Source organism: Rhodococcus sp. PvR099 (assembly GCF_017833315.1).
Taxonomy (GTDB): Bacteria; Actinomycetota; Actinomycetes; order Mycobacteriales; family Mycobacteriaceae; genus Rhodococcus_G; species Rhodococcus_G oryzae.
The window spans coordinates 2,521,052-2,543,961 of record NZ_JAFIBV010000001.1; the positions used below are offsets into that span (position 1 = coordinate 2,521,052).

General features: G+C 71.1%; 19 protein-coding genes. 14 read left to right on the top strand and 5 right to left on the bottom strand.

Annotation, left to right across the window (positions count from 1 at the left end):
- The first annotated feature begins 97 nt into the window (after positions 1-97).
- The 4 genes from JOE46_RS11445 (at position 98) to JOE46_RS11460 (ending at position 5,865) form a co-directional block, all read left to right on the top strand.
- Positions 98-2,488, top strand: a complete 2,391-nt coding sequence (locus JOE46_RS11445) for a cellulase family glycosylhydrolase (protein ID WP_209927241.1) — start codon at positions 98-100, stop codon at positions 2,486-2,488.
- A gap of 157 nt (positions 2,489-2,645) precedes the next feature.
- Positions 2,646-4,133 (top strand): AlkA N-terminal domain-containing protein, encoded by a 1,488-nt coding sequence (locus JOE46_RS11450; protein WP_307861278.1) that lies wholly within the window; start codon positions 2,646-2,648, stop codon positions 4,131-4,133.
- The gene (locus tag JOE46_RS11455) at positions 4,130-4,633 is read left to right on the top strand and encodes a methylated-DNA--[protein]-cysteine S-methyltransferase (RefSeq protein WP_245221028.1); all 504 of its coding nucleotides are present in this window, start codon (positions 4,130-4,132) and stop codon (positions 4,631-4,633) included. The genes JOE46_RS11450 and JOE46_RS11455 overlap by 4 nt, the downstream gene beginning before the upstream one ends.
- 107 nt (positions 4,634-4,740) lie before the next feature.
- The gene (locus JOE46_RS11460) at positions 4,741-5,865 is read left to right on the top strand and encodes an AI-2E family transporter (protein ID WP_179800597.1); all 1,125 of its coding nucleotides are present in this window, start codon (positions 4,741-4,743) and stop codon (positions 5,863-5,865) included.
- 21 nt (positions 5,866-5,886) lie between these two features.
- Here JOE46_RS11460 and JOE46_RS11465 read toward each other — a convergent pair whose 3' ends face one another.
- Both JOE46_RS11465 and JOE46_RS11470 read right to left on the bottom strand, forming a co-directional pair.
- Complete coding sequence (locus JOE46_RS11465) at positions 5,887-8,868, bottom strand: AAA family ATPase (protein ID WP_209927243.1); 2,982 nt, start codon at positions 8,866-8,868, stop codon at positions 5,887-5,889.
- A complete protein-coding gene (locus JOE46_RS11470) occupies positions 8,865-10,046 on the bottom strand; it encodes an exonuclease SbcCD subunit D (protein ID WP_097212423.1) in 1,182 nt (393 codons plus the stop codon). Before JOE46_RS11470 ends, JOE46_RS11465 begins: the two co-directional genes overlap by 4 nt.
- Positions 10,047-10,166: 120 nt before the next feature.
- Here JOE46_RS11470 and JOE46_RS11475 point away from each other — a divergent pair, with 120 nt between their 5' ends.
- Together JOE46_RS11475 and JOE46_RS11480 are read left to right on the top strand one after the other, a co-directional pair.
- On the top strand, positions 10,167-11,336 hold the full coding sequence (locus JOE46_RS11475) for a DNA recombination protein RmuC (protein WP_097212372.1): 1,170 nt from the start codon (positions 10,167-10,169) through the stop codon (positions 11,334-11,336).
- An 89-nt stretch (positions 11,337-11,425) separates the two neighbouring features.
- Positions 11,426-12,199 carry a DUF6542 domain-containing protein gene (locus JOE46_RS11480; RefSeq protein WP_307861279.1) on the top strand — a complete coding sequence of 258 codons (774 nt, stop codon included), beginning with the start codon at positions 11,426-11,428 and terminating at the stop codon, positions 12,197-12,199.
- A gap of 51 nt (positions 12,200-12,250) precedes the next feature.
- Here JOE46_RS11480 and JOE46_RS11485 read toward each other — a convergent pair whose 3' ends face one another.
- Positions 12,251-13,264, bottom strand: a complete 1,014-nt coding sequence (locus JOE46_RS11485) for a 4-hydroxy-3-methylbut-2-enyl diphosphate reductase (protein WP_209927245.1) — start codon at positions 13,262-13,264, stop codon at positions 12,251-12,253.
- Between the two features lie 95 nt (positions 13,265-13,359).
- On the opposite strand from JOE46_RS11485, the gene JOE46_RS11490 reads away from it, so the two are divergent.
- The 3 genes from JOE46_RS11490 to JOE46_RS11500 are packed head-to-tail and all read left to right on the top strand — an operon-like array spanning position 13,360 to position 15,475.
- Positions 13,360-13,986 carry a lipid droplet-associated protein gene (locus JOE46_RS11490; RefSeq protein ID WP_097212369.1) on the top strand — a complete coding sequence of 209 codons (627 nt, stop codon included), beginning with the start codon at positions 13,360-13,362 and terminating at the stop codon, positions 13,984-13,986.
- On the top strand, positions 13,983-15,257 hold the full coding sequence (gene xseA / locus JOE46_RS11495) for an exodeoxyribonuclease VII large subunit (RefSeq protein ID WP_077042538.1): 1,275 nt from the start codon (positions 13,983-13,985) through the stop codon (positions 15,255-15,257). Before JOE46_RS11490 ends, xseA begins: the two co-directional genes overlap by 4 nt.
- Positions 15,254-15,475 (top strand): exodeoxyribonuclease VII small subunit, encoded by a 222-nt coding sequence (locus JOE46_RS11500; protein ID WP_037176321.1) that lies wholly within the window; start codon positions 15,254-15,256, stop codon positions 15,473-15,475. The genes xseA and JOE46_RS11500 overlap by 4 nt, the downstream gene beginning before the upstream one ends.
- A gap of 13 nt (positions 15,476-15,488) precedes the next feature.
- On the opposite strand, the gene JOE46_RS11505 is transcribed toward JOE46_RS11500, so the two are convergent.
- Positions 15,489-17,108: an amidohydrolase gene (locus tag JOE46_RS11505; RefSeq protein ID WP_097212368.1), complete on the bottom strand. Its 1,620-nt coding sequence runs from the start codon at positions 17,106-17,108 to the stop codon at positions 15,489-15,491.
- 198 nt (positions 17,109-17,306) lie between these two features.
- Between JOE46_RS11505 and JOE46_RS11510 the strand changes: the two genes are divergently transcribed.
- Together JOE46_RS11510 and JOE46_RS11515 are read left to right on the top strand one after the other, a co-directional pair.
- The gene (locus JOE46_RS11510; RefSeq protein ID WP_209927247.1) at positions 17,307-17,654 is read left to right on the top strand and encodes a hypothetical protein; all 348 of its coding nucleotides are present in this window, start codon (positions 17,307-17,309) and stop codon (positions 17,652-17,654) included.
- On the top strand, positions 17,647-18,288 hold the full coding sequence (locus tag JOE46_RS11515; RefSeq protein WP_209927248.1) for a Dabb family protein: 642 nt from the start codon (positions 17,647-17,649) through the stop codon (positions 18,286-18,288). Before JOE46_RS11510 ends, JOE46_RS11515 begins: the two co-directional genes overlap by 8 nt.
- Positions 18,289-18,310: 22 nt before the next feature.
- Here JOE46_RS11515 and JOE46_RS11520 read toward each other — a convergent pair whose 3' ends face one another.
- Positions 18,311-18,880, bottom strand: a complete 570-nt coding sequence (locus JOE46_RS11520) for a DUF4245 domain-containing protein (RefSeq protein ID WP_097212365.1) — start codon at positions 18,878-18,880, stop codon at positions 18,311-18,313.
- A gap of 100 nt (positions 18,881-18,980) precedes the next feature.
- Here JOE46_RS11520 and JOE46_RS11525 point away from each other — a divergent pair, with 100 nt between their 5' ends.
- The 3 genes from JOE46_RS11525 to JOE46_RS11535 all read left to right on the top strand — a co-directional run bounded on the left by JOE46_RS11525 (position 18,981) and on the right by JOE46_RS11535 (position 22,909).
- Positions 18,981-20,258, top strand: a complete 1,278-nt coding sequence (locus JOE46_RS11525; protein ID WP_209927250.1) for a hypothetical protein — start codon at positions 18,981-18,983, stop codon at positions 20,256-20,258.
- Positions 20,259-20,374: 116 nt separating this feature from the next.
- Complete coding sequence (glpX, locus tag JOE46_RS11530; protein ID WP_097212364.1) at positions 20,375-21,415, top strand: class II fructose-bisphosphatase; 1,041 nt, start codon at positions 20,375-20,377, stop codon at positions 21,413-21,415.
- 90 nt (positions 21,416-21,505) lie between these two features.
- Complete coding sequence (locus JOE46_RS11535) at positions 21,506-22,909, top strand: class II fumarate hydratase (RefSeq protein WP_209927252.1); 1,404 nt, start codon at positions 21,506-21,508, stop codon at positions 22,907-22,909.
- Position 22,910 lies beyond the last annotated feature (1 nt).

Sequence of the window (22,910 nt, forward strand, 5' to 3'; positions counted from 1 at the left end):
CCGGTCCCGCGATTCGGACAATCGTCCAGTTTCGGGCGCGAGCAGAAGCGCAGGCACTTAGGATTCCGAGAACTCCTGAGTGAACGGAATGTGTCGGATGTCTTCGAATCGCCTTGCCTGGATCGCGACCCTGGCCCTGGGTGTGCTGGTGATCGTCCAGGCCGCCGCGGATCCGAGCGGCCTGCTGAGCCTGCTCGGCTGGACCGGCGCGGACCTGTGGCCGATCCGGGCGCCCTGGCAAATCGCGCCGTTCGTCGTCTACCTGCCGGTGCTGCTCGGCGTCACCTGGTGGGCGGTTCGGTCGATCGCCGGGTCCCGCTGGCTGTTCGCGGCCACCACAGTAAGCGTCGTGCTCGCCGTGCTCCTGGCGAAGTTCGCGATGTCGTTGGTGGCGGTGGGCGACCTCGGGACCGCGGCGTGGGGCAGCGGGTTCGCCCTCGCAAAGGCGATTCCCGCCGGACTGATCGTCGCGGGCATCGTCGCGATCGCGGGCCGCCGCCGCAGCGTGGCCGACGCATCGGACGACGCGCCGTCGGTGTGGGCAGGAGCGCTGATCTTCGGCGCCGTCGCCCCGCTCCTGGCGGGACAGTGGTGGGCGGGCGCCCCCTACGACCGGTGGATGCCGGCGCCCAACGTCCTCAACGGCGTACTCGCGACCGTCGGCGGGATCGCCGTACTCGTCCTCGGCGCCATCGGCTGCCAGCGGGTGCTCGGCCGCCGGGTGACGGGCGGGACCGCGGCCACCTTCCTCGCCGGATGGTTCGCGGCGATGGGCGCGGGCGCGCTGCTCGCCGTCGCCGCATCGATCGTCGGGATGGTCTCCGACGACGGTTTCGCGGGCGACCTCTGGCCGCTGATGGGCGGGTACATCCGGCTCGCGGACGGCGTCGCCTACGGCGCCTGCACGGGATGGATCGTCGGACTCGCGGCGGTCTGGTCGCGGCGGCAGGCGACCCAGCCGTCGCCGATCCCCCGCCCGGCCCTGCGGGCGGGAGCGGTGACGTTGGCCGCCGTCGCGGTGACCGTCCCGTTCCTGGCACGCCCCGATGCGCAGCCCGTGTCGCCTGCGCCCCTCGACTCCGTCGAGGCGGGAACCCTGCTGCCCCTGAGTGTCTCGGGTGAGGTCATCGCCGATGCGGCCGGCCGCGAGGTGCTGCTGCGCGGCGTCAACGTCAACCAGCTCGTCGACTTCTACGCGCCGCGGCCCGAGGTCCCCTCGACCCTGCCCCTGACCGACGCGGACTTCGCCGGTATCGCCGATCACGGGTTCAACGTGGTCCGGCTCGCGCTGTCCTGGTCCGCCCTCGAGCCGGAACGCGGCCGCTACGACGAGGCCTATGTCGACCAGATCCGGGTCGCCGTCGCGCAGGCCAAGGCGCACGGCCTCTACACCGTGCTCGACATGCATCAGGACGGCTGGTCGAACGCCCCATCCCCCGATGACGTCAGCTGCAGGCCGGGCACCTCGCCCATGTGGGGCTACGACGGCGCGCCCGAGTGGGCCACGATCACCGACGGCGCACCGCGCTGCCAGTTCACCGGGCGCGACATCTCGCCCGCCGGCGGCCGCGCGTTCAACAACTTCTACTACGACACCGACGGCGTGCAGGAACAGCTGGTCCAGGCCTGGGCGATGCTCGCGGGCGAGTTCAAGGACGAGGATGCCGTCGCCGGGTACGACCTGCTGAACGAACCGAACTTCGGCGAGACCGCGCCGCTCACCTCGTCGCTGCTGCTCGGCCGCTTCTACGACCGGACCATCGACGCCATCCGTGAGGCGGGCGCCGAGCAGATCGTCTACTTCGAGCCGAGCATCCTGTGGTCCGGCCTCGGGTTCGACAGCGGCCCCCCGGCCGGCTTCACCGACGACACCAACATCGTCTTCTCCCCGCATCTCTACGCCGAGTCCATCACGATGGACGCCTCGCTCGGCCTGCCGACGATCGTCAGCATCGAACGGGGCTTCACCCTCGCCGACCGAGTGGCGCACAAGTACGGCGACATCCCGGTCTGGACCGGTGAGTACGGCTACTGGGGCGACGGACTCGTCGACAAGGCCGCCCGCTTCGCACAGGAGCAGGACGCGCACATCCAGGGCGGCACCTACTGGGTGTGGAAGCAGGCCTGCGGGGACCCGCAGAACGGCATCCAGGAACTGGGCAACGGGCTGATGCCGGTGCTGTGCAGCACCGGGGAGGACGCCCCGCGGAACACCGCGCTGCTGGACCAGATCACCCGCGCCTACCCGCGATACGCGCCCGGACGGATCACCCACCTCGCGGCCGAGGGAAATCGGCTGGAGCTGACCGGCACCGCGGGCGAGGGCAGCTGCAGTCTCGAGGTCTGGTTCCCCAACCGGGTCGACGCAGGCGCCTCGGCCGTCGACACGGTCGGGGTCGAGGACGTCGCCTTCACTCCGCTCGGCGAGGGCTCGCTGATGACCGGATGCGCCACCGGCGACTACGAGGTCCGTACCCGCGGCGCCTGATCCGTCGAGTGTGCACCTGGGGCACCTCCCTGCACGAAGTGCTCGGGGGAATGTCGCTCGCTCTCGGACGATGCGACCCCAGGTGCACACTCGACGCCAGACAGTGATGTCCGATTTCCGCTAGCGCGGCCGCGGGCGCGCTGCCACAGTGGTGACTGTGACCGCAACGCATCTCGACTTCGACCGCTGCTACCGCGCCGTGTCCTCCCGCGACGCCCGCTTCGACGGGCAGTTCATCACCGCGGTGCGGACCACGGGCATCTACTGCAGGCCCTCCTGCCCGGCGATCACTCCGAAGCCGGGCAACGTCAGCTTTCTGCCGACCGCGGCCGCCGCCCAGCAGGCCGGGTACCGCGCCTGCCGCCGGTGCCTGCCCGACGCCGCGCCCGGTTCGCCGCTGTGGAACGTGCGCTCGGATCTCGCAGCCCGCGCAATGCGGCTGATCTCCGACGGTGCCGTCGAGCGCGGCGGGGTGGAATCGCTGTCCGCCTCCCTCGGGTACTCGTCGCGGCACCTCACCAGGGCGTTGACCGCGGAACTCGGCGCAGGACCGCTCGCCCTCGCCCGGGCACATCGCGCGCACACCGCCCGATTGCTGATCCAGACCACGGCCATGCCGATGTCGGACATCGCCTTCGCCGCGGGATTCTCGAGCATCCGGCAGTTCAACGACACGGTCCGCGAGGTGTTCGCGGTTGCCCCCTCGACGATGCGCACCGAGGCCGCCAAGCTCGCCGACGCACCGCCCGCCAAGGGCACGGTGTCGTTGCGACTGCCCTACCGCAAACCCCTCGACGCCGGCTGGCTGGCCTGGTTCCTGTCCGGGCACGCCGTCACAGGCATGGAGCGCTGGTCCGACGGCGAGTACCGGCGAACGCTCCGACTCCCCCGCGGCTGCGGGGTGGTCGCGCTGTGTGTCCTGCCCGAGTACGTGCGGGCCGAGCTCACCCTGCGGGACATGCGCGACCTCGCGCCCGCCGTCGCCAGACTGCGACATCTCCTGGACCTGGACGCGGACCCCGAGGCGGTGGACGGCGCCCTCGCCGTGGATCCCGCGCTGGCGACGAGCGTCCGGGCAGCCCCCGGCATCCGGGTACCGGGCAGCATCGACGCGGACGAACTCCTGCTGCGCACGATGATCGGGCAACAGATCTCACTGGCCGCGGCGTCCACCCAGACCGCCCGCCTGGTGGCCGCGCTCGGCGCCCCGGTCGACGACCCGCACCTGACCCACAGCTTCCCCGGCACCGACGTCATCGCCGCGCGCGGCCGCGAGGTGCTCACCGGTCCCGCCCGCCGGATCGACGCCGTCATCGGGGTCGCTGAGGCGCTCGCCGCGGGCACCCTGACCCTGCACGCAGGCCGCACCGCCGAGGATCTGCGCGCGGATCTGTTGTCGTACAAGGGCATCGGACCGTGGACGGCCGACTACGTGGTGATGCGCACCCTCGCGGACCCCGACGTGCTGCTCGACACGGACCTCGTCGTCCGCCAGGGCGCACAGGCGATGGGCGCCGACCTGACCGACTCCTCGCGCTGGACCCCCTGGCGCTCGTACGCATCAATGCACCTGTGGCGTAACGCACTTGCCGCACGCGGTGCGCTCGATCCCACACCGACCCCCGATACGGAGGACAAGAAATGATCGCCCAGTACGCCACCACCACGACCCCGATCGGCCCGTTCACCACCCTCGTCGACGACGACGGCGCGGTTCTGGCGTCGGGATGGACGGACGACCCCGAGGAGCTGCGGGCACTGATCCACCCGAGCCTGCGTCCCACCGCGCTCACCCGGCTCTGCGATCTCGGCGCCGTCACCCGCGCCGTCGCCGACTACCACCGCGGCGAACTGACCAGCATCGATTCGATCACCGTCCGGCAGCAGTCGGGCGAATTCCTGGTGCACGCCTGGGATGTACTGCGCACCGTGCCCGCCGGGGACCCGATCACCTACACCGAGTTCGCCGGCCGCTCAGGACGTCCCGCCGCGGTGCGCGGAGCGGCGTCGGCCTGCGCCCGCAACGCCGCCGCGCTGTTCGTGCCCTGCCACCGGGTGCTGCGCACCGACGGCACGCTCGGCGGGTTCCGCTGGGGCCTGCCCGCCAAGCGCTGGCTGATCTCACACGAGGAGCACGCACGGTAGATTCGGTCCATCACCGCCAGGAAGGACCGACCGTGAGCGATCAGCCCACCGCGCCGCCGACCGAGCCGCGTCAGCACCACCCCCGCGACCGCGGCGAGATACTCGGCATGGGCGGCATGTGGCTCGCCAAGTGGTCGCTGTGCCTGGTGCTCATCGCCGCGGGCGGCTGGGTGGTGTGGACCCTGCTCGGCGTCCTGTGGGTCGCGGTCCTGCCGGTTCTGCTGGCGATCGTGGTCTCGACGGTGTTGTGGCCGCCCACCCGCGCGATGACCTCTCGCGGCGTGCCCCCTGGGGCGGCGGCAGGCATCACCCTGATCGCGTTCCTCGGCTTCTTCGGCGGGATCATCGCGCTGATCGTGCCCTCGGTGGTCGACCAGGCGCCCGAGCTCGCGAACAAGGCCAGCCAGGGCATCACGCAGGTGCAGGAGTGGATCAAGGGCCCGCCGATCAACCTGCAGGACGATCAGATCGACTCCGCGGTCCAGGCGATCATCCACAAATTGCAGACCAGTGCTCAGGCCATCGCGACCGGCGTGTTCAGCGGCGTCAGCGCGGCCGGTTCCATGCTCGTGACGCTCACGCTGGTGCTGGTGCTCGCGTTCTTCTTCATCAAGGACGGGCCACGCTTCCTGCCGTGGCTGCACAGCGTCACCGGCGGTCGCGCCGGACGGCACTTCGAGGAGGTGTCCGTCCGGATCTGGGACACCCTCGGCGGATTCATCCGCACCCAGGCGCTGGTCAGCTTCGTCGACGCCTTCTTCATCGGCCTCGGCCTGATCATCCTGGGCGTGCCGCTGGCCCCGATGCTCGCCCTGCTCACCTTCATCGCCGGTTTCATCCCGATCGTCGGTGCCTTCGTGGCGGGCGCCCTCGCCGTCCTGGTCGCGCTCGTCGCGAAGGGCTGGACGACCGCGCTGATCGTCCTGGTCATCGTGATCGCGGTGCAGCAGCTCGAGGGCAACGTGCTCCAGCCGGTGCTACAGAGCCGCACCATGAAGCTGCACGCGGTGATCGTGCTGCTGGCGGTGACCGCGGGCGGCTCCATGTTCGGGATCGTCGGCGCGTTCCTCGCCGTCCCGGTCGCGGCCGTGGTGGCCGTGGTGATCCGCTACATCGGCGAGCAGGTCGACCTGAAGCTGGACGATCGGGACCCCGACGCCGGGACCGAGACCGAGGTGGTGAGCGAGGCGGTGCCCGCCGCCGAGCCAGGCGATCTCGCGACCGCGGACTGACGCAGGCGCGCCCGGCCCGCACTATCCCGCGACGACCTCCACGCTCGACCCGGCCCGCCCGCGGATCACGTGCAGCCGGCTCGGGATCCGCTGCCGCATCTCGTCGACATGGCTGACGATGCCGACCACCCGTCCGCCCGCACGGAGCTCGTCGAGGACCCCCATCACCGACTCCAGCGCGTCGGAGTCGAGGGTGCCGAATCCCTCGTCGATGAACATGGTGTCGAGCACAAGGCCTCCCGACTCCGCGGCGACGACGTCGGCCAGACCCAACGCCAGCGACAGCGATGCGAGGAATGATTCGCCGCCCGAGAGGGTCTTCGCCGAGCGCACCACCCCGGTGTAGTCGTCGCGGATGTCCAGGCCGAGCCCGCCCCGCTTGCCGCGCGGCCCTGCCCCGTCCGCGTGCACGAATTCGTAACGGCCACCGGACATCCGGCGCAGCCTGGTCGAGGCGGCGATCGCGACCTCCTCGAGCCTGGCGGCGAGGACATAGGACCGCAGCGACATCTTGCGGGCATTCTGTCCCCGCCCGGCGATCACCTCGGCCAGGCCCGCCAGTTCCGCGTGCCGCTCCTGCATCGGGGCCAGCGCGCCGACCTCCTTCGCCAGCTGCGCGACAAGCCGTTCGAGGTCCGCCAGCCTGCGGTCGGCCTCCGACGCGACGGCGATCGCCGAGTTCACCACCGCGTTCGCACCCTCGACCTCGGACTCGGCGACCGACGGGTCGACGGGGTCCATCCCGGCGACGGCGGCCACCTCCGCCTCAGCAAGGACCGATTCGGCCCGCACCCGCTGATCCCGCGCCTGCTCGAGCGCGGCCTCGATCGCCGCCACCCGACGCTCGTCCCTGGTGGCCGTGGCCGCCTCGTCCACCGACTCGAACCCGGCCTCGGCCGCCGCCCTGGCGACCTTCGCGGACAACGCCTCCGCGCTCTCCTGCGCGGCGGTGACCTGCGCGCGCAGGTCTCGCAGTCGCGACACCGCCGCCGCGAGCGCGTCGAGCCGGTCGCGGCGCGCCTGCGGGCTCTCGTCGACGCCCGAGGCCTCCGCGATCCGCTTGCTGATGGTCTCCAGCTGATGCACCGACCCCGCGATCCGCTCGTCGAGGGTCGCGAGTTCGGCCGTGGCGACGCGTGAACGTTCCTGCAGGCCTTCCTGTTCGGCTCGCAGCCCGGACAGGCGATCGGAGAGCGCCTGCTCACGCGCTGCCGACGCCTGCGCGGCCGCGTGCGCCTGGGTGGCCGCCGACAGTTCTGCCGCGAGCCGATCCCGGTCGCGGTCGCCGCCCCGCTCGAGCAGGACCTCGATGGCCTGATCGATCTTCGCGAGGCGATCGGTCGCGACATCGACCTCCTGGGCGAATCGCTGCTCCGACACTCGGGCGGCGTCCTCGTCGGACCTGGTCACCATCGTCTCCGACGGCTCGGCCGGGTTCGGGTGCTCGGCCGAACCGCATACCACACACGGTTCGCCGTCGGCGAGTCCGGCCGCGAGCTCGGCCGCCATGCCTGCGAGGCGGCGTTCGCGAAGGTCGAGCAGCTCGCCGCGCGCGTCCTGGTGTCGGCCCCGCGCCGCCGACAGCTGGTCCGCGGCGTCCGCCCGGAGCTGTCGCTGCTGTGCGAGGGCGACGGCGGCGCCCTGCACGTCGGCGGCCCTGCCCCGCGCCTCGTCGAGGGCGGGCAGCGCCGCGACCGCCTGCCGCGCCGCGGCGAGATCGCCCTCGGCGGCGCGTAGCTGCTCGGGCAGCGCGGTCCGACGGAGCTCGAGTTCCGCTGCGGCGGAGGCGAGCTCGCGGCGCCGCTCGCCGAGCCGGTCCACGGTCTCCTGCAGGGCGTCGGCGACCAGCGATTCGGCGATGAGGTCGTCGAGCCGCGCGACCTCGTCGGTCCAGCCGCGGATCGTCGCGGCGATGACGCCGCGGTCCTCGGCGACCTCGGGCCAGGACAGCCGCTCCAGCAGCGCCCTGCCCTCGTCGACCGCGCCGACACCTCCGGCCAGGGTCTCCATCAGCTTCAGTTCCCGCGCAGCGGTTTCCGCCGCCGCGGCGGCCTCGACACGGATCTCGGCGATCGGCGCGGCCCGCACCGCCCTGGCGAGTTCCTCGGTCTGCGCTGCCCGCTCGTCCGCGCCCTCGGCGTGGGTGCGTAGCTCCGCCGCTGCCTTCGCGGCCCGCTGCTGCAGGCCCCGGATCCGGGTCACCTCGGCGAGCGTGGCGGTGGCCCGCGCGGCGACCGCCCTGGCCGCGACGAGTTCCGCGGTGGCGGTGTCCCTGGCCTCCTCCGCGTCGGCCCGCAACTTGTGCGCCCATGTCAGTGGATCGGCGTCGGCGCCCGCTTCGATGCCCGCCGCCGTGGAGACGCGAGCGAGCATCAGGTCAACGGACTTGCGTCCGGATTCCAGCGTCGCCGCGCTCTCGCGCCTGCGTTCGGCGAACCAGTCCTCGACCGTGCCGAACCGGGTGGTGTCGAACAGCCGCTCCAGCAGGTCACCCCGCTCGTCGGTGTCCGCGCGCAAGAATCGCGCGAACTCCCCCTGCGGGAGCAGCACCACCTGGAAGAACTGGTCCGCGCTCATGCCGAGCAGCCGGCCGATCTCCTCGCCGATCTCGTCGAGGCGGGTCAGGTTCTGACCGTGACCGTCCAGCCAGGTGAGCGTCGCCTTCGCGTTCTCCTTGGTGGTACCGGTGCCACGGAGTTTTGCCCGTTCGTATTCGGGGCTGCGGGTCAGGCGGAGCCTGCGGCCTCCGATCGTCGCCTCCAGCACCACCTTCGGCACCGAACCCGCGGCGGCGTGATCCGAGAGCAGTCGCTTGCCCTGCTGCCGGGCACCAGGGACTGTGCCGTACAGCGCGAAGGCCACCGCGTCGAGGATCGTGGTCTTGCCCGCGCCGGTCTGGCCGTGCAGCAGGAACAGGCCATCCGCGCCGAGGGCGTCGAAGTCCACCGTCGCGGTGTCGCCGAACGGCCCGAACGCCGAGACCTCCAGACTGTGCAGCCTCACGCGATCTCTTCCAGGGCCGCCGGTTCGCCGAGCTCGTTCTCGCGGACCGCGGCGCTCAGCGCGCGCTCGACCAGGCGCAGTTCGCTCGCCGTCGGCTCGCCCCGCATATCGGTGAGGAAGCTGGTGGCGATCTGCAGGTCGCTGCGCCCGCGAACGCGCTCCCCGTAGTGCAGGTTCGCGCTGCCCTCGGGTCGCTGCCATTCGAGGTGCACCATGTGCGGGAACCGGGTCTGCAGGGTGCGCATCGGGTCCTCCGGCCGGACCGGATCGGTGAGGATCGCCGAGACGTAGTTGTCCTCGTCGGCGGTGAACCGTTCGTCGTCGAGCAGCTCGTCCACGGTGCCGGTCAGCTGGCTCAGCCCGCGCACCACCGGCAGGTCGACGCGGCGCACCTCCGCGAGACCCGCGGCGTCCAGATCGGCGATCCACACCGCCTTGCGGTGGGTCCGCTCGCCGAACGAATACGGCAGCGGCGACCCGGAATAGCGCACCCGATCGGTGAGGGTCTGCGGCGAATGCAGGTGCCCGAGCGCCACATAATCGACGCCGTCGAACGCGGAGGCCGAGACCGTCTCGACCCCGCCGACCGAGATGGATCGTTCAGAGCCGGTCGCCTCGGCCCCGACCACGAAGGCGTGCGCGAGCAGGACCGCACGCGGCCGGCTGCCGTCGACGGCGCGGCCCCCGAGATCCGCACGGACGCGCGCCATCGCCGCATCCAGGATCTCGGCGTGCGAGCGCGCAGTCGGCACGCCGAGCTCCGCCCGCGTGGTCTCGGGCTCGAGGTACGGCAGGCCGTAGAAGGCGACCTCGCCGTGCTCGTCCTCGAGCAGCACCGGACGGTCCACCTCGGAGACCCGCGTCATCAGGTGCAGTCCGCCAGCGGCCGAGAACGCCGAGCCCGCGCCGAGCCGCGCCGGGGAGTCGTGATTGCCGGAGGTGGCGACGATCACCGCTCCCGCCGCACGGATGGCCTCGAAACCGTTGTTGCACACCGTCACCGCATCCGCGCTGGGGATCGCGCGGTCATACACGTCGCCGGGGACGACGACCACGTCCACCTCGTTCTCCGCGACAAGGGCCGCGATGGCCTCGAGCGCGCTCGCCTGATCGGCGAGCAGGTCCACGCCGTGGAAGGTGCGCCCGATGTGCCAATCGGAGGTGTGCAGGATTCGCATGCGCCGACCGTAGATCACGGCGCCGACACGATCGGTGACGCGCGCCGAGCACAGGCACGAGGGGCGCCCGAGGTCACTCCAGGGCGGAGCGTGTCGGTGCCCTCGTGCACCATCTGCCCCATGGACCCCGTCACCGCCTTCGGACTGCTCGTCGCGCTCGGCCTCGGCATCGCCGTCGGCTGGCTCTGGCACGCCTCCCGGTCCGGCCAGCACGCGGCGCGGGCCGAGGCCCAGCTCGCGGCGCTGCGCGAGAACGAGAGGACGCTGCGACAGTCCCTCGCCGCGGTGAACGAGGACTCGGCTCGGCGCACGTCGGGCGCGGTCGGCGAACAGGTCTCCCACCTGGTCGGCCCACTGCACGACGCGGTCGACGCGCTCGCAAACCAGGTCCAGCAGGTCGAACGCAGCCGGGTGCACGCGTACGCGGGGCTGTCCGAACAGGTCGCGGGCATGCATCGCGCCTCCCAGCTGCTCACCACCCAGACCGGCCAGCTCGTCACCGCGCTGCGCGCCCCGCAGATCCGTGGCCGTTGGGGTGAGATCCAGCTCGAGCGGGTGGTCGAGCTGGCGGGAATGGTCAAACACTGCGACTTCGACACCCAGGTCAGTGGCGAGGGCGTCCGACCGGACCTGCTGGTCCGGCTGGCAGGCGGCAAGCAGATCGTGGTCGACGCCAAGGTTCCCCTCGCCGCGTACCTGGACGCGGCACAGGAAGAGGATCCCCGCATCAGGGACGGTCACCTCACCCGGCACGCCCGACAGCTGCGCACACACGTCGACCAGCTCTCCGCCAAGGCCTACTGGGCCTCGTTCGATCCGAGCCCGGAGTTCGTGGTGCTGTTCGTCCCCGGCGACCCGTTCCTGGACGCCGCGCTCACCGCCGACGCCGAGTTGCTCGAGCACGCCTTCGCGAAGAACGTGATCCTGGCCACCCCGACCACCCTTGTAGCACTGCTGCGCACCATCGCGCACACCTGGCGGCAGGAGACGCTCTCCCGTGAGGCCGCGACCATTCACCGCCTGGGCCGCGAGCTGTACACCCGGCTCGGGGTGGTCGGCAGCCACCTGGACCGGCTCGGATCCCAACTGGGCAAGGCCGTCGACTCGTTCAATCTGACGGCCGCATCCATGGAGTCGCGGGTCATCGTGACCGCCCGCAAGCTCCACGAACTGGAGGTCGGGGACGGTGAGGTCGCCGAGATCGGGCGGATCGACTCGTGGCCGAGGGCCGTCGGCCTCGGCGAGAACTTGCCCACTAACGGTCGCGCCAACGAGGCGATCGGATCGTGAACGGCTAGTGTCTAAGGGTGTCTGCAACCCAACGTGCTCGCTCTGGGGTGCCGCTCGAGATGCGGTCTGTTCTCCCCACTGTGCCCGGCGTGCCCGCAGCGGCAGCCGTTCTCATCGCGGTGGCGACGACCTTCGTTGGATTCGCCATTGACGCGGTCCGTGGCAACGAACTGACGTCCGCGTTCTCCGTCTTCTACTTTCTTGGCTGTGTCGGCGCGGTCCTCGCGGTTCGCAGCCGCGGCCTGTTCGCCGCGATGGTCCAGCCGCCGCTGATCCTGTTCGCGGCCGTGCCGCTGGCCTACCAGTTCCTGACCACGGGATCCAAGGGTGGGCTCAAGGATCTGATGTTCAACGTGGCGATCCCGTTGGTCAATCGCTTTCCACTGATGTTGACCACCACCCTCGCCGTGCTCATCATCGGCGGGGTCCGGCTCTACCTCGGCCAGCAGGCGGTCCGCCCCCCTGCCCGCGCGAAGAGCAGGTCCGCGGAGGCAGGCGCCGCCCGCGGCACCGATCGCCCCGCGACCCGGCCGCAGCAGGCGGCACGACGAACTGATCAGCCGCGCACGGCGGCCCAGCGCACCGCACCGGCGCAACGCCCGCACGGGGCTCCGCAGACCCAGCCCGGACGCGCGGTGTACCGGGACCCGGCGCCGACCCAGGTCCAGCGTCGTCCGGTCCCCCCTCCGCCCGCGCAGGGGAACTCCGGCCGCAGGCCGGAACGCGCGCCGACCGCCGCGACCGCCCGGGTGCAGCCCCCTCGCGGCGCCGCCGACCCGTACACCCCCGTGCACCCGATCCCGCAGGTCCGATACCGGGACCGCGAGGACTCGGCTCACGATCAGCCGCGCGGCAGGTACTGACGCCCGAGGACCGGCTCCATGTGGGCCGGGACCGGGGCGTCACCGCCCGCGCTAGGAACCGGTGTTGCTCGGCTTGCGCAGCTCGCGCGGCAGCGAGAAGACGAGGGTCTCGTTCGCGGTGGTCACCGGCTGCACATCGTGGAATCCGTGCTCGGCGAGAAGCTCGATCACGCCGCTGACCAGGATCTCCGGCACCGAGGCCCCCGAGGTGAGACCGACCGTGGTGACGCCGTCGAGCCACGCGGTGTCGATCTCGCGCGCGTAGTCGACCAGGTAGCTCGCCCGCGCGCCCGCGCCGAGGGCCACCTCGACCAGCCGCACCGAGTTCGACGAGTTCCGCGACCCGACCACGATCACCAGATCGCACTCCGGGGCCATCGCCTTCACCGCGACCTGCCGGTTCTGGGTGGCGTAGCAGATGTCGTCGCTCGGCGGGTCCTGCAGCAGCGGGAACTTCTCGCGGAGCCGGGCCACCGTCGCCATCGTCTCGTCGACGCTGAGCGTGGTCTGCGACAGCCAGATCACCTTCGTCTCGTCGCGCACGGAGACGGCGTCGACCGACTCGGGTCCATCCACCAACTGGACGTGGTCCGGGGCCTCGCCCGCGGTGCCCTCGACCTCCTCGTGGCCCTCGTGCCCGATCAGCAGGATGTCGTAGTCGTCCCGCGCGAACCGCTTGGCCTCCTGGTGCACCTTCGTCACCAGCGGGCAGGTCGCGTCGATGGTCTTGAGGTTGCGCTCGGCCGCGGAGTCGTGCACGGCAGGCGACACCCCGTGGGCGGAGAACACCAGCAGCGAGCCCTCCGGCACCTCGTCGGTCTCGTCGACGAAGACGACGCCGCGGTCCGACAGCGTCTCGACCACGTGCCGGTTGTGCACGATCTCCTTGCGCACGTAGATCGGTGCGCCATGCTTCTCGAGGGCCCGCTCGACCGTCTCGACCGCGCGGTCGACACCCGCGCAGTATCCGCGTGGTTCGGCGAGCAGGACGCGCTTGCCGGAGCCGCCCGGAGCAGGGGCGCTGGAACGGGCGATGCCCAGGTTCAGGGGGACTGCGGAAGACATGACACCAGGGTACGGGCAGCCTCGACGGGGCGCCCGATCAGGCACACCGCGCGCCCAGCTACCAAAAGGGGCATTCGTCAGGCAGTCTTAGGGCCATGATTCGTCCCCCTTTCGCTGCGCGGGTCGCTGCCGGGATCGCCGTCACGGTTGTCGAAGAGGTGCAGAAGCTGCCGAACACCGCGGTCGCGCTCCCCATGACCACCATCAGCCACATGCTGCAGACGACCATGCGCGTCCAGCAGTCGATGACGGCGCTGGCGATCAAGGGCGATCAGGCGTTCTCGATGCTCTTCCATCAGGACGAGGAACAGCCGGAGTGGGCGGTCTTCGACGAGGACACCGCGCCCGCGCCGTCGGGCGGCGACGGGGCCGCGGCCAAGCCCACGAACCAGGGCCGGTTCGCGCTGTACTCGATGCAGCCGGAGTCCGAGCCGGACGCACCCGCGGCGACGCCCGCGAGCGCCGCACCCGAGAAGGCGGCCGCGAACAAGTCCGCCAACGGCACGCCCGCGTCGACGAAGGCAAAGCCGGCAGCGACGCGGCCCGAGATCGCCGAGTACCTCGACTACGACAACCTGACGCTCGCCCAGCTCCGGGCGCGGCTGCGGACGTTGTCGGTCGAGGAGCTCGATGCCCTGCTGGCCTACGAGAACGCCGCCCGCGCCCGCGCCCCGTTCCAGACCATGCTCGGTAACCGGATCACCAGCGCCAAGGCAAAGTGAGCTCCGTCCAGCCGAGCCAGACGGGCGCGCCGACCTCGAACTCGCCCGAGCACCCGTGGCCGGTCCGATCCGTCGCGACCAAGGTCTCGCAGTGGATCGATCGCCTCGGCAGCATCTGGGTCGAGGGCCAGATCACCCAGATCAACGTCCGTCCCGGCACCCGCACCGCGTTCCTGGTGCTGCGCGACGCCTCCGTGGACATGTCGCTGTCGGTGACCTGCTCCCCCGCGCTGATCCGCGACTCCCCGGTTCCGCTGACCGAGGGCAGCCGGGTCGTGATGTTCGGCAAGCTGTCCTTCTACACGGGGCGCGGCACGGTGTCCCTGCGCGTCACCGAGATCCGGGCCGTCGGGATCGGCGAGCTGCTCGCCCGGATCGAGCGGCTGCGCGCGCTGCTCGCGGCCGAGGGTCTGTTCGATCCTCGGCTCAAGCGGCCGCTGCCGTTTCTCCCGCACACCGTCGGCCTGATCACCGGGCGGGCCAGTGCCGCCGAGCGTGATGTGCTCAGCGTCGCCGGAAAGCGTTGGCCCGCTGTTCAGTTCGAGATCCGCAACACCGCGGTACAGGGTCCGACGGCAACCGCGCAGATCGTCGCGGCGCTGGCCGAGCTGGACTCGAACCCGGCGGTGGAGGTGATCGTCCTTGCCCGCGGTGGCGGCAGCGTCGAGGACCTGCTGCCGTTCTCCGACGAGACCCTGTGCCGCGCGATCGCCGCGTGCACCACCCCGGTGGTCAGCGCGATCGGCCACGAACCGGACAACCCGCTCTGTGATCACGTCGCGGACGTGCGCGCCGCGACGCCGACCGACGCCGCCAAGCGGGTGGTCCCCGACGCGGTCGCCGAGCAGGCGCTTGTCGCCGAATTTCGGGCGCGCGGCGCGGCCGCACTGCGGAACTGGGTGGCACGCGAGGCGCGGTCGCTGGCCGACCTGCGCAGCAGACCGGTGCTCGCCGACCCGCTCGCCGCCGTCGAGCGGCGGGCCGAGGAGATCGCGCGGCTGCGCGAGGCGGGCAGGCGCGACGTCAACCGGCTGGTCGCCGGTCAGGCCACCGTCGTCGAGCACCTCGCGGCCCGTCTGACCACCCTCGGGCCTGCGGCGACGCTGGCCCGCGGGTACTCGGTGGTGCAGAAGGTGGTGCCCGGGTCCGATCCGGAGGTGCTGCGCTCGGTGGAAGACGCCCCGCCCGGCACCCAGTTGCGGGTTCGGGTCGCCGACGGCGCGGTCATCGCCGCCGTCATGGGCAAGGACAAGTCAGGAGAAGCACAGTGAGCCAACCGGTATCGGAGCTCGGCTACGAGGCCGCGCGCGACGAGCTGGCCGACGTGGTCAAGATGCTCGAGCAGGGCGGCCTCGACCTCGACCACTCCCTCGCGCTGTGGGAGCGCGGCGAGGCGCTGGCCAAGCGCTGCGAGGAGCACCTCGCGGGGGCGCGGGCCCGGGTCGAGAAGGCGCTCTCGCACGCCGACGACGAGGGCGACCCGCGCTAGCGCGGAGCAGGCCTCAGCCGCCCGCCGAGTAGGTCGCGCGGCCGGCAAGGTAGGTCGCCTCCACCGTGAGATCGGCTATCGCGGCGGGTTCCACGGCGCGGGGGTCGGCGGACAGCACGACCAGATCGGCATATTTACCGGGGGCCAGCGTCCCGATGATCTCGTCGGCGAAGAGTTGGTGCGCGGGCCAGAGCGTCTGGGCGCGCAGTGCCTCCTCGACGGTGATGCGCTCCTCCGGCGCGAGGACCCGTCCGGTGCGGCTGGTCCTGGTCACCGCGACGGAGATGTTGCGCAGCGGCTCGACCGGCGTGACCGGCGAATCGTTGTGCAGGGAGACCCGGATGCCCGCGTCGAGGGCGGATCGCGCGCGCATCCAGTGCGAGCCGATCTCGTCGCCGAACAGCCCGTCGACGAGCACATCGCCCCAGTAGTAGAGGTGGTCGATGAGCAGGCTGCAGGTCACGCCCAGCCGGGCGGCCCGCCGAAACTGGGCCGCGGTCATCGCCCCGCAGTGTTCCAGGCGCAACCGGTGGTCGGCTCGGGGATGCTCGGTCAGCGCGGCCTCGTACACGTCGAGGATCGTGTCCACGCCGCGGTCGCCGAGGACGTGGCAGGCCATCTGCCACCCCAGCGGGAAGTACGCGCCGACGATCGCTGCGAGCTGTTCGCCCGTGTAGTTCGCCTGGCCACGGTGGTCGTGTCCGAGGCCGATCACGTTGAGCGTGGCGTCGGTGTTGAGGTACGGGAACGAGGTGTCGATGTTTCCCACCCATGGCGACCCGTCGACCCACAGCTTGATGCCGATCTGCCGGAACATGTCGTCACCGTCGTCCGGGGAAGACTCGGAACGCATTTCGGCGGTGGACATCTCGTACGTCCGCAGCCGGACGAGGGGGTGATCGCCCGCGTAGTGGGCGCGCATCAGCGGCAGTTGGTGCGGTGAGAACGCGAGGTCCGCGATCGTGGTGATGCCACGCGCGGCCAGCCCCTGCAACTCGGCACGCCACAGTGCCGCCGGGTCGACGTCCCGGCTCTGCATGGGGCCCGCGAGGGCGAAGATCGCCGGGACCTCGTACGCCTTGCCGGTCAGTTTCCCGTCGGCGTCACGCTCGAAATGCGCGCCGGTCGGATCCGGCGCATCCTCGGGCAGACCCGACAGCCGCAGCGCCGCCGTGTTCGCCCACGCGAGGTGACCCGAGTTGTGCATCACCAGAACCGGCCGCTCCCCGGCGAGTTCGTCGAGCCAGGGCCCGGTCGGTTCTGGGAACCCCGATTGGAGCAACGGGTCGAGTCCGCTGAAGACGAGCGGCACCGTCGCGGGTGTGTCCGCCAGGGTGTCGCGCATGAGGGCGATCACCGCGTCCGCGTCCGGAACGATGACGGGACGGATGTCGACGACGGTCTCCGCGTAGCGGGTCATGTCCATGGTGGGGTGGCCGTGTGCCTCCACGAAACCCGGAAGCACCGCCCGTCCGCCGAGATCGACCACCTCCGTGTCGGCGGTCCGCAGCGCGAGGATCTCGTCCGCCGTCCCCACCGCCGAGATCCGCCCATCGCGCACCGCGAGCGCTTCCGCAACGGGCAGAGCCTCATCCATCGTGACAACGATTCCGTTGGTGAAGATCAGGTCCATGTCGCCTCCGAGGAAATTGACACTTCCGGATTCCTCTCACAGTCTGCGGCGTCGATGCGCGAAACCTGTCGAATCGTGCGAAGAGTGTGGGCACTGTTCCCCGACAACCCGGTGCTGGTACCGGTCGTGCGCTGAACGAACTCCCGATGAGCGGGAGCGCCCGCTGCCCCGTCACCGGCGACTCCCTAGCCTCGGCGCATGGCAGGCGAAAAGGTGTACGTCATCGACCGGGTGGTCACCAGGCCGGGGCGCGCACGAGAATTCGTCGACGCATACCTGGCCGAGTACGCCCCCGGAGCCCGCGGGCGGGGCATGACCCTCGAGCACGTGCTGGTGAGTCCGCCGATCTGGTTCGACGACGAGTCGAACACGATCACCGTCACCTGGACGCTCGACGGCGCGGAGGGCTGGTGGCGGATGACGTGGCAGGGACGCCCGGACCCCACCCTCGGGCAATGGTGGACGCGGATGGACGAGCTGGTGCTCGAGCGCACCCGCACGATGGCCTCCGCCGCACAGGACGTGGACGGGTTGACCGATGTTTAAGATCACCAAGCTCATTCACCACCGCCCCGATGTCGATGAGGGCGCCCGGGCGCGGCTGGCCGACGACCTGCGCCGCACCGCGGCCCTGGCGGGTGCGCACCGCGTGCTGATCCAGCCGACACTGCCCGGGGTCCGCAACGGCGGCGACCTGCTCGCGCATCTCCAGTTCGATGCCGAGGATCGGTGGCGCACGGCCGAACCCGCCGTCGATGCGCTCCTCGATCCCGCGGCCGTCGACCACGTCGACGGCGTCGAATACCGCGGCGAGCCACGCGGACAGCTCGGGGTCGGAGCCGAGGGCGGGATCTACCGCGCGCTGCTGCTGCGGGTGGATCCCGGCGCGGCGGACACCGTGGTGGAGCGGTTCGAGGACGAGCTGCTCCGGATGCCCCGCCATGTCCCCGCGATCCGAGCCTGGCAGCTCAGCCGGGTGTCACGGGCGGAGGGAGCGTCGCCGTGGACGCACGTGTGGGAACAGGAGTTCACGGACCTGCAGGGACTGATGGGCCCCTACCTCGCGCACCCCGTGCACTGGGCGTACGTCGACCGATGGTTCGACCCGGAGTGCCCGGACGTGATCGTCCGCGACCGGGTCTGCCACAGCTTCTGCACGCTCGACGGTTCGGCCGTCTAGCGGACCGGACGGAGGGCCCTGATCAGGGCGTCAGCGGCTGGGCCGCGTCGATGGCCGTGGCGAGCTCGGTGAACTCCTCGGTCGTGCCGCTGCCCTTGATGAGGACCCGGACATCGCCGAGATCGGTCACCCAGATCGGCTCGCTGCCCTCCTCGGCGTACTCCACCCACCGATCACCCGCGACCGGGGCGACACCCGTAGGGCTGCGCAGGTCGCCTGCGACCCAGGGCACCAGCGCCTCCTCGGTCGCCGCGCTCTGACTCAGCTGCAGGTAGCGGCCCTTCGGGGTGATGTAGCCGACGGTGGTCACGTCGCCGCCACTGTCACCGCCCACCACTCCGCGGCTGCCGGAGTTCGGCTGCCAGTCCTCGGGCACGGCGGGGTCGCGGACCGGGAACCCGAGCACACCGGCGTCGTACTTGAGCGACGCGTCGACGTCGAACTGCGGCACCGGCCCGGAGGTGGGACCGCCCGGGCTGAACGAGCAGCGACTCGCGACCCCGGCGACGATCAGGCACAACAGGACCAACGGGATGATCGACCACATCATGTCTTTGTTGTTCTGCAGAATCCGGGGTTTCTTCTCGGCCACGCAGCTAGTATCCCAGCCGCGCGTCAGCCGAGGTCCGGCGGTTCCCACCGGCGGACGTAATCGCCACCGGAAATCAAATATATGTTGTTAGATGTCCGGCATGCGCTCGAGGATCTGCATCCGCCCGCCTGCCATTCGCACCGCCGCGATCCGCGGGGTGCTCCTCGCGCTCGGCCTCGCCGCGGTCACCACGGCCGCGCCTGCAGCGGCAGCCGCCCAGCCCGCCGGCTACGCCACCCTGCTCGACATCGCGCCTGCCAACGCGAAGGCCGAGCGGGCGGGCGGGCTCGACCCCCGACTGCCGACCGACCCCGCTGTCCTCGGCGACGCGCTCGGCGAGGCCCGGGCGGCAGGCGTGCCTGCCGGCCGCTATTCCGCACTGCTGCACCAGTACTGGCTCGTCCGCGGCGCCCGGTCGGCGGGCATCGACCTGGCCACCTGGGACCCGAACACCGGCCTCGCCGCCAACGCCACGCTGGTGGACCGGGTGTACGAGAACTACGGCCGGTACCAACGCGCCCGCGCCGAGCTGTACTGGGCCGGGATGGCGGGGATGGCGGGCGCGTCCTTCACCGGCGGCTTCTGGGACCTCGACATGGGCCGCATGGCGCTCGGTGTCGACGCCGTCCGCGGCCTCGCCGGCGCGGTGGCCGCGGCCACCGGCGCGCTGCCCGACGCGGCGACGACGCTGCTGCCGCCGGACGCCCGGGTGCTCACGACCGTCGGCCCGACCGTGACGGCGCAGGATCTGGACTGGTACCAGAAGCGCCTGCTGATCATGCAGAAGCACATCTTCTTCGACATGGTCCCGATGCACGAGGCGTACCTCGCGGGCGGGCGGGCCGCCGTCGACGAACTCGACGCGGCCGGCTTGCTCGACGACAACGCCAGGGCCGCGTGGGCGGGCATCTACTCCGGCACCCCGGCCGGCTACGCCGATGCCATGGTCCGGATGGCGGACCGGGAACAGAACCAGGTCGTCGCCGACCAGTGGGACGCCACGTCGGCGGCGCGCGGCGGCGTCGGGCGGGCACTGACCTATGTGACGACCATCGCCGCGAAGCCCTCGGTCCCTGGCTCGCTGGCCCCTGGGGTGTTCGCCCCGGTCTCGGTCACCGGCGAGGTCGCAGGCGCCACCTACCGGCTGCGGGCGCCGCTGCCCGACTTCAACTGGGCGGATCGCGGACCGCGCTGGTCCTACATCGCCGGAGACATCGCGGTCGCCTATCGGCGCCTCGCCGAGGATCGACCGGGGGTGGCCGCCGCGCTGCTCACCCAGCCGTTCCGTCAGTTCGCCGACCAGCAGCGAGCCGTCCACCGCGCCCCCGACCTGCTCCGCGATCTGAGCACGGGATGGTCGCTCGAGCGGCTGCCGTAGCCCAGCCTCATCCGCGGGCCACCGGTGATGAGACAATCACGCTCGAGTCGAACCCTGACTTCCCCGACGGAATCTATGGCGGCGCCGCATGCGCCGACCACTAGGAGGCACCGCACATGACGGCCAGCACCCCATCGAGTCGCCGCGAGGCGCCGGACCGCAACCTGGCGATGGAGCTGGTCCGCGTCACCGAGGCGGGCGCGCTGGCCGCGGGCCGCTGGGTCGGCAAGGGCGACAAGGAGGGCGGTGACGGAGCCGCCGTCGACGCCATGCGTCAGCTCGTGAGCAGTGTGTCCATGCGCGGCGTCGTGGTCATCGGCGAGGGCGAGAAGGACGAGGCGCCCATGCTCTACAACGGCGAAGAGGTCGGCAACGGCGACGGCCCGGACTGCGACTTCGCGGTCGACCCCGTCGACGGCACCACGCTGATGTCCAAGGGCATGCCGAACGCGATCTCCGTCCTCGCGGTCGCCGAGCGGGGCGCGATGTTCGACCCGTCCGCCGTGTTCTACATGGAGAAGATCGCCGTCGGCCCCGACGCCGCCGATGTCATCGACATCACGGCCCCGGTCGCGGAGAACATCAAGCGCATCGCGAAGGTCCGCAAGTCCTCGGTCTCCGACGTCACCGTCTGCATCCTGGACCGGCCCCGGCACGCCCAGCTGATCGCCGACGTCCGCACGACCGGCGCCCGGATCCGGCTGATCTCCGACGGCGACGTCGCAGGCGCCATCGCCGCGGCCCGCCCCGACTCCGGCACCGACATGCTGATCGGCATCGGCGGCACCCCCGAGGGCATCATCGCCGCCGCCGCCATGCGCTGCATGGGCGGCGCGCTGCAGGGCCGGCTCGCCCCGACCGACGACGCCGAGCGCCAGAAGGCCATCGACGCGGGCCACGACCTGGATCGGGTGCTGCTCACCGAGGACCTGGTCTCCGGCGAGAACGTCTTCTTCACCGCCACCGGCGTCACCGACGGTGACCTGCTGCGCGGCGTCCGCTACAGCGGCGGCGGCGCGCACACCCAGTCGATCGTGATGCGCAGCAAGTCCGGCACCGTCCGGATGATCGACGCCTACCACCGCCTGTCGAAGCTGCGCGAGTACTCCTCGGTCGACTTCGACGGCGACCCGGACGCCCAGTTCCCCATGCCCTGAGGCGCTCCGCGCCTGTGAGTCCTTTTGGTCCGTATAGGGGCCACAAGGACTCACAGGCGGCGCAGCCGCTCGAGTGGCAAGCTGCTAGGTATGACTGAGAACGCCGAATCGCAGTTCCGCATCGAGCACGACACCATGGGCGAGGTCAGAGTCCCGATCGACGCGCTGTGGCGGGCCCAGACCCAGCGCGCGGTGGAGAACTTCCCGATCAGCGGCCGCGGCCTCGAGCGCGCGCAGATCCGGGCGATGGGCCTGCTCAAGGCCGCCTGCGCGCAGGTCAACAAGGACCTCGGACTGCTCGATGCCGTCAAGGCCGACGCGATCATCGCGGCCGCCGAGGAGATCGCCGAGGGCAGGCACGACGACCAGTTCCCGATCGACGTGTTCCAGACCGGCTCGGGCACCAGCTCCAACATGAACGCCAACGAGGTCATCGCGTCGATCGCGAAGGCGAACGGCGTCGAGGTGCACCCCAACGATCACGTCAACATGTCGCAATCGTCGAACGACACCTTCCCGACGGCAACCCACCTCGCGGCCACGGAGTCCGCGGTGAAGGCGCTGATCCCCGCGCTCGACCATCTGCGGCTCGCGCTGTTCGACAAGGCCGCCGAATGGAAGTCCGTCGTCAAGTCCGGACGGACCCACCTCATGGACGCCGTGCCGGTCACCCTCGGGCAGGAATTCGGCGGCTACGCCCGGCAGGTCGAGGCAGGTATCGAGCGGATCATGTCTGCCCTCCCCCGGCTCGGCGAGCTGCCGATCGGTGGCACCGCGGTCGGCACCGGGCTCAACGCCCCCGACGGGTTCGGGCCCTTGGTGGTCGCCGAACTCGTCCGGACCACCGGGATCGACGCACTCTCCCCGGCGCGCAACAGCTTTGAGGCTCAGGCCGCCCGCGACGGATTGGTCGAGGCATCGGGCGCACTGCGGACGATCGCGGTCTCGCTCACCAAGATCGCGAACGACATCCGCTGGATGGGGTCGGGCCCACTGACCGGACTCGGCGAGATCCGGCTCCCCGACCTGCAGCCCGGCTCGTCGATCATGCCCGGCAAGGTCAATCCCGTTCTGCCGGAAGCGGTCACGCAGGTGGCCGCGCAGGTCGTGGGCAACGATGCGGCCGTCGCATGGGGTGGCGCGGCAGGCTCCTTCGAGCTCAACGTGTACATCCCGATGATGGCCAGGAACCTGCTCGAGTCATTTCGCTTGCTCGCCAACGTCTCCCGACTGTTCGCCGACAAGTGCGTCTCGGGCCTTGTCGCCAACACCGATCACCTCAAGACGCTCGCGGAGTCGTCGCCCTCGATCGTGACGCCACTGAATTCCGCGATCGGCTACGAGGAGGCCGCCGCCGTCGCGAAGGAGGCGCTCAAAGAGCGCAAGACGATCCGCCAGACGGTGATCGACCGCGGGCTGGTTCCCGAGAAGCTGACCGAGGCCGAGCTCGACCGCCGTCTCGACGTCCTCGCGATGGCGAAGGTCCAGGAGTAGC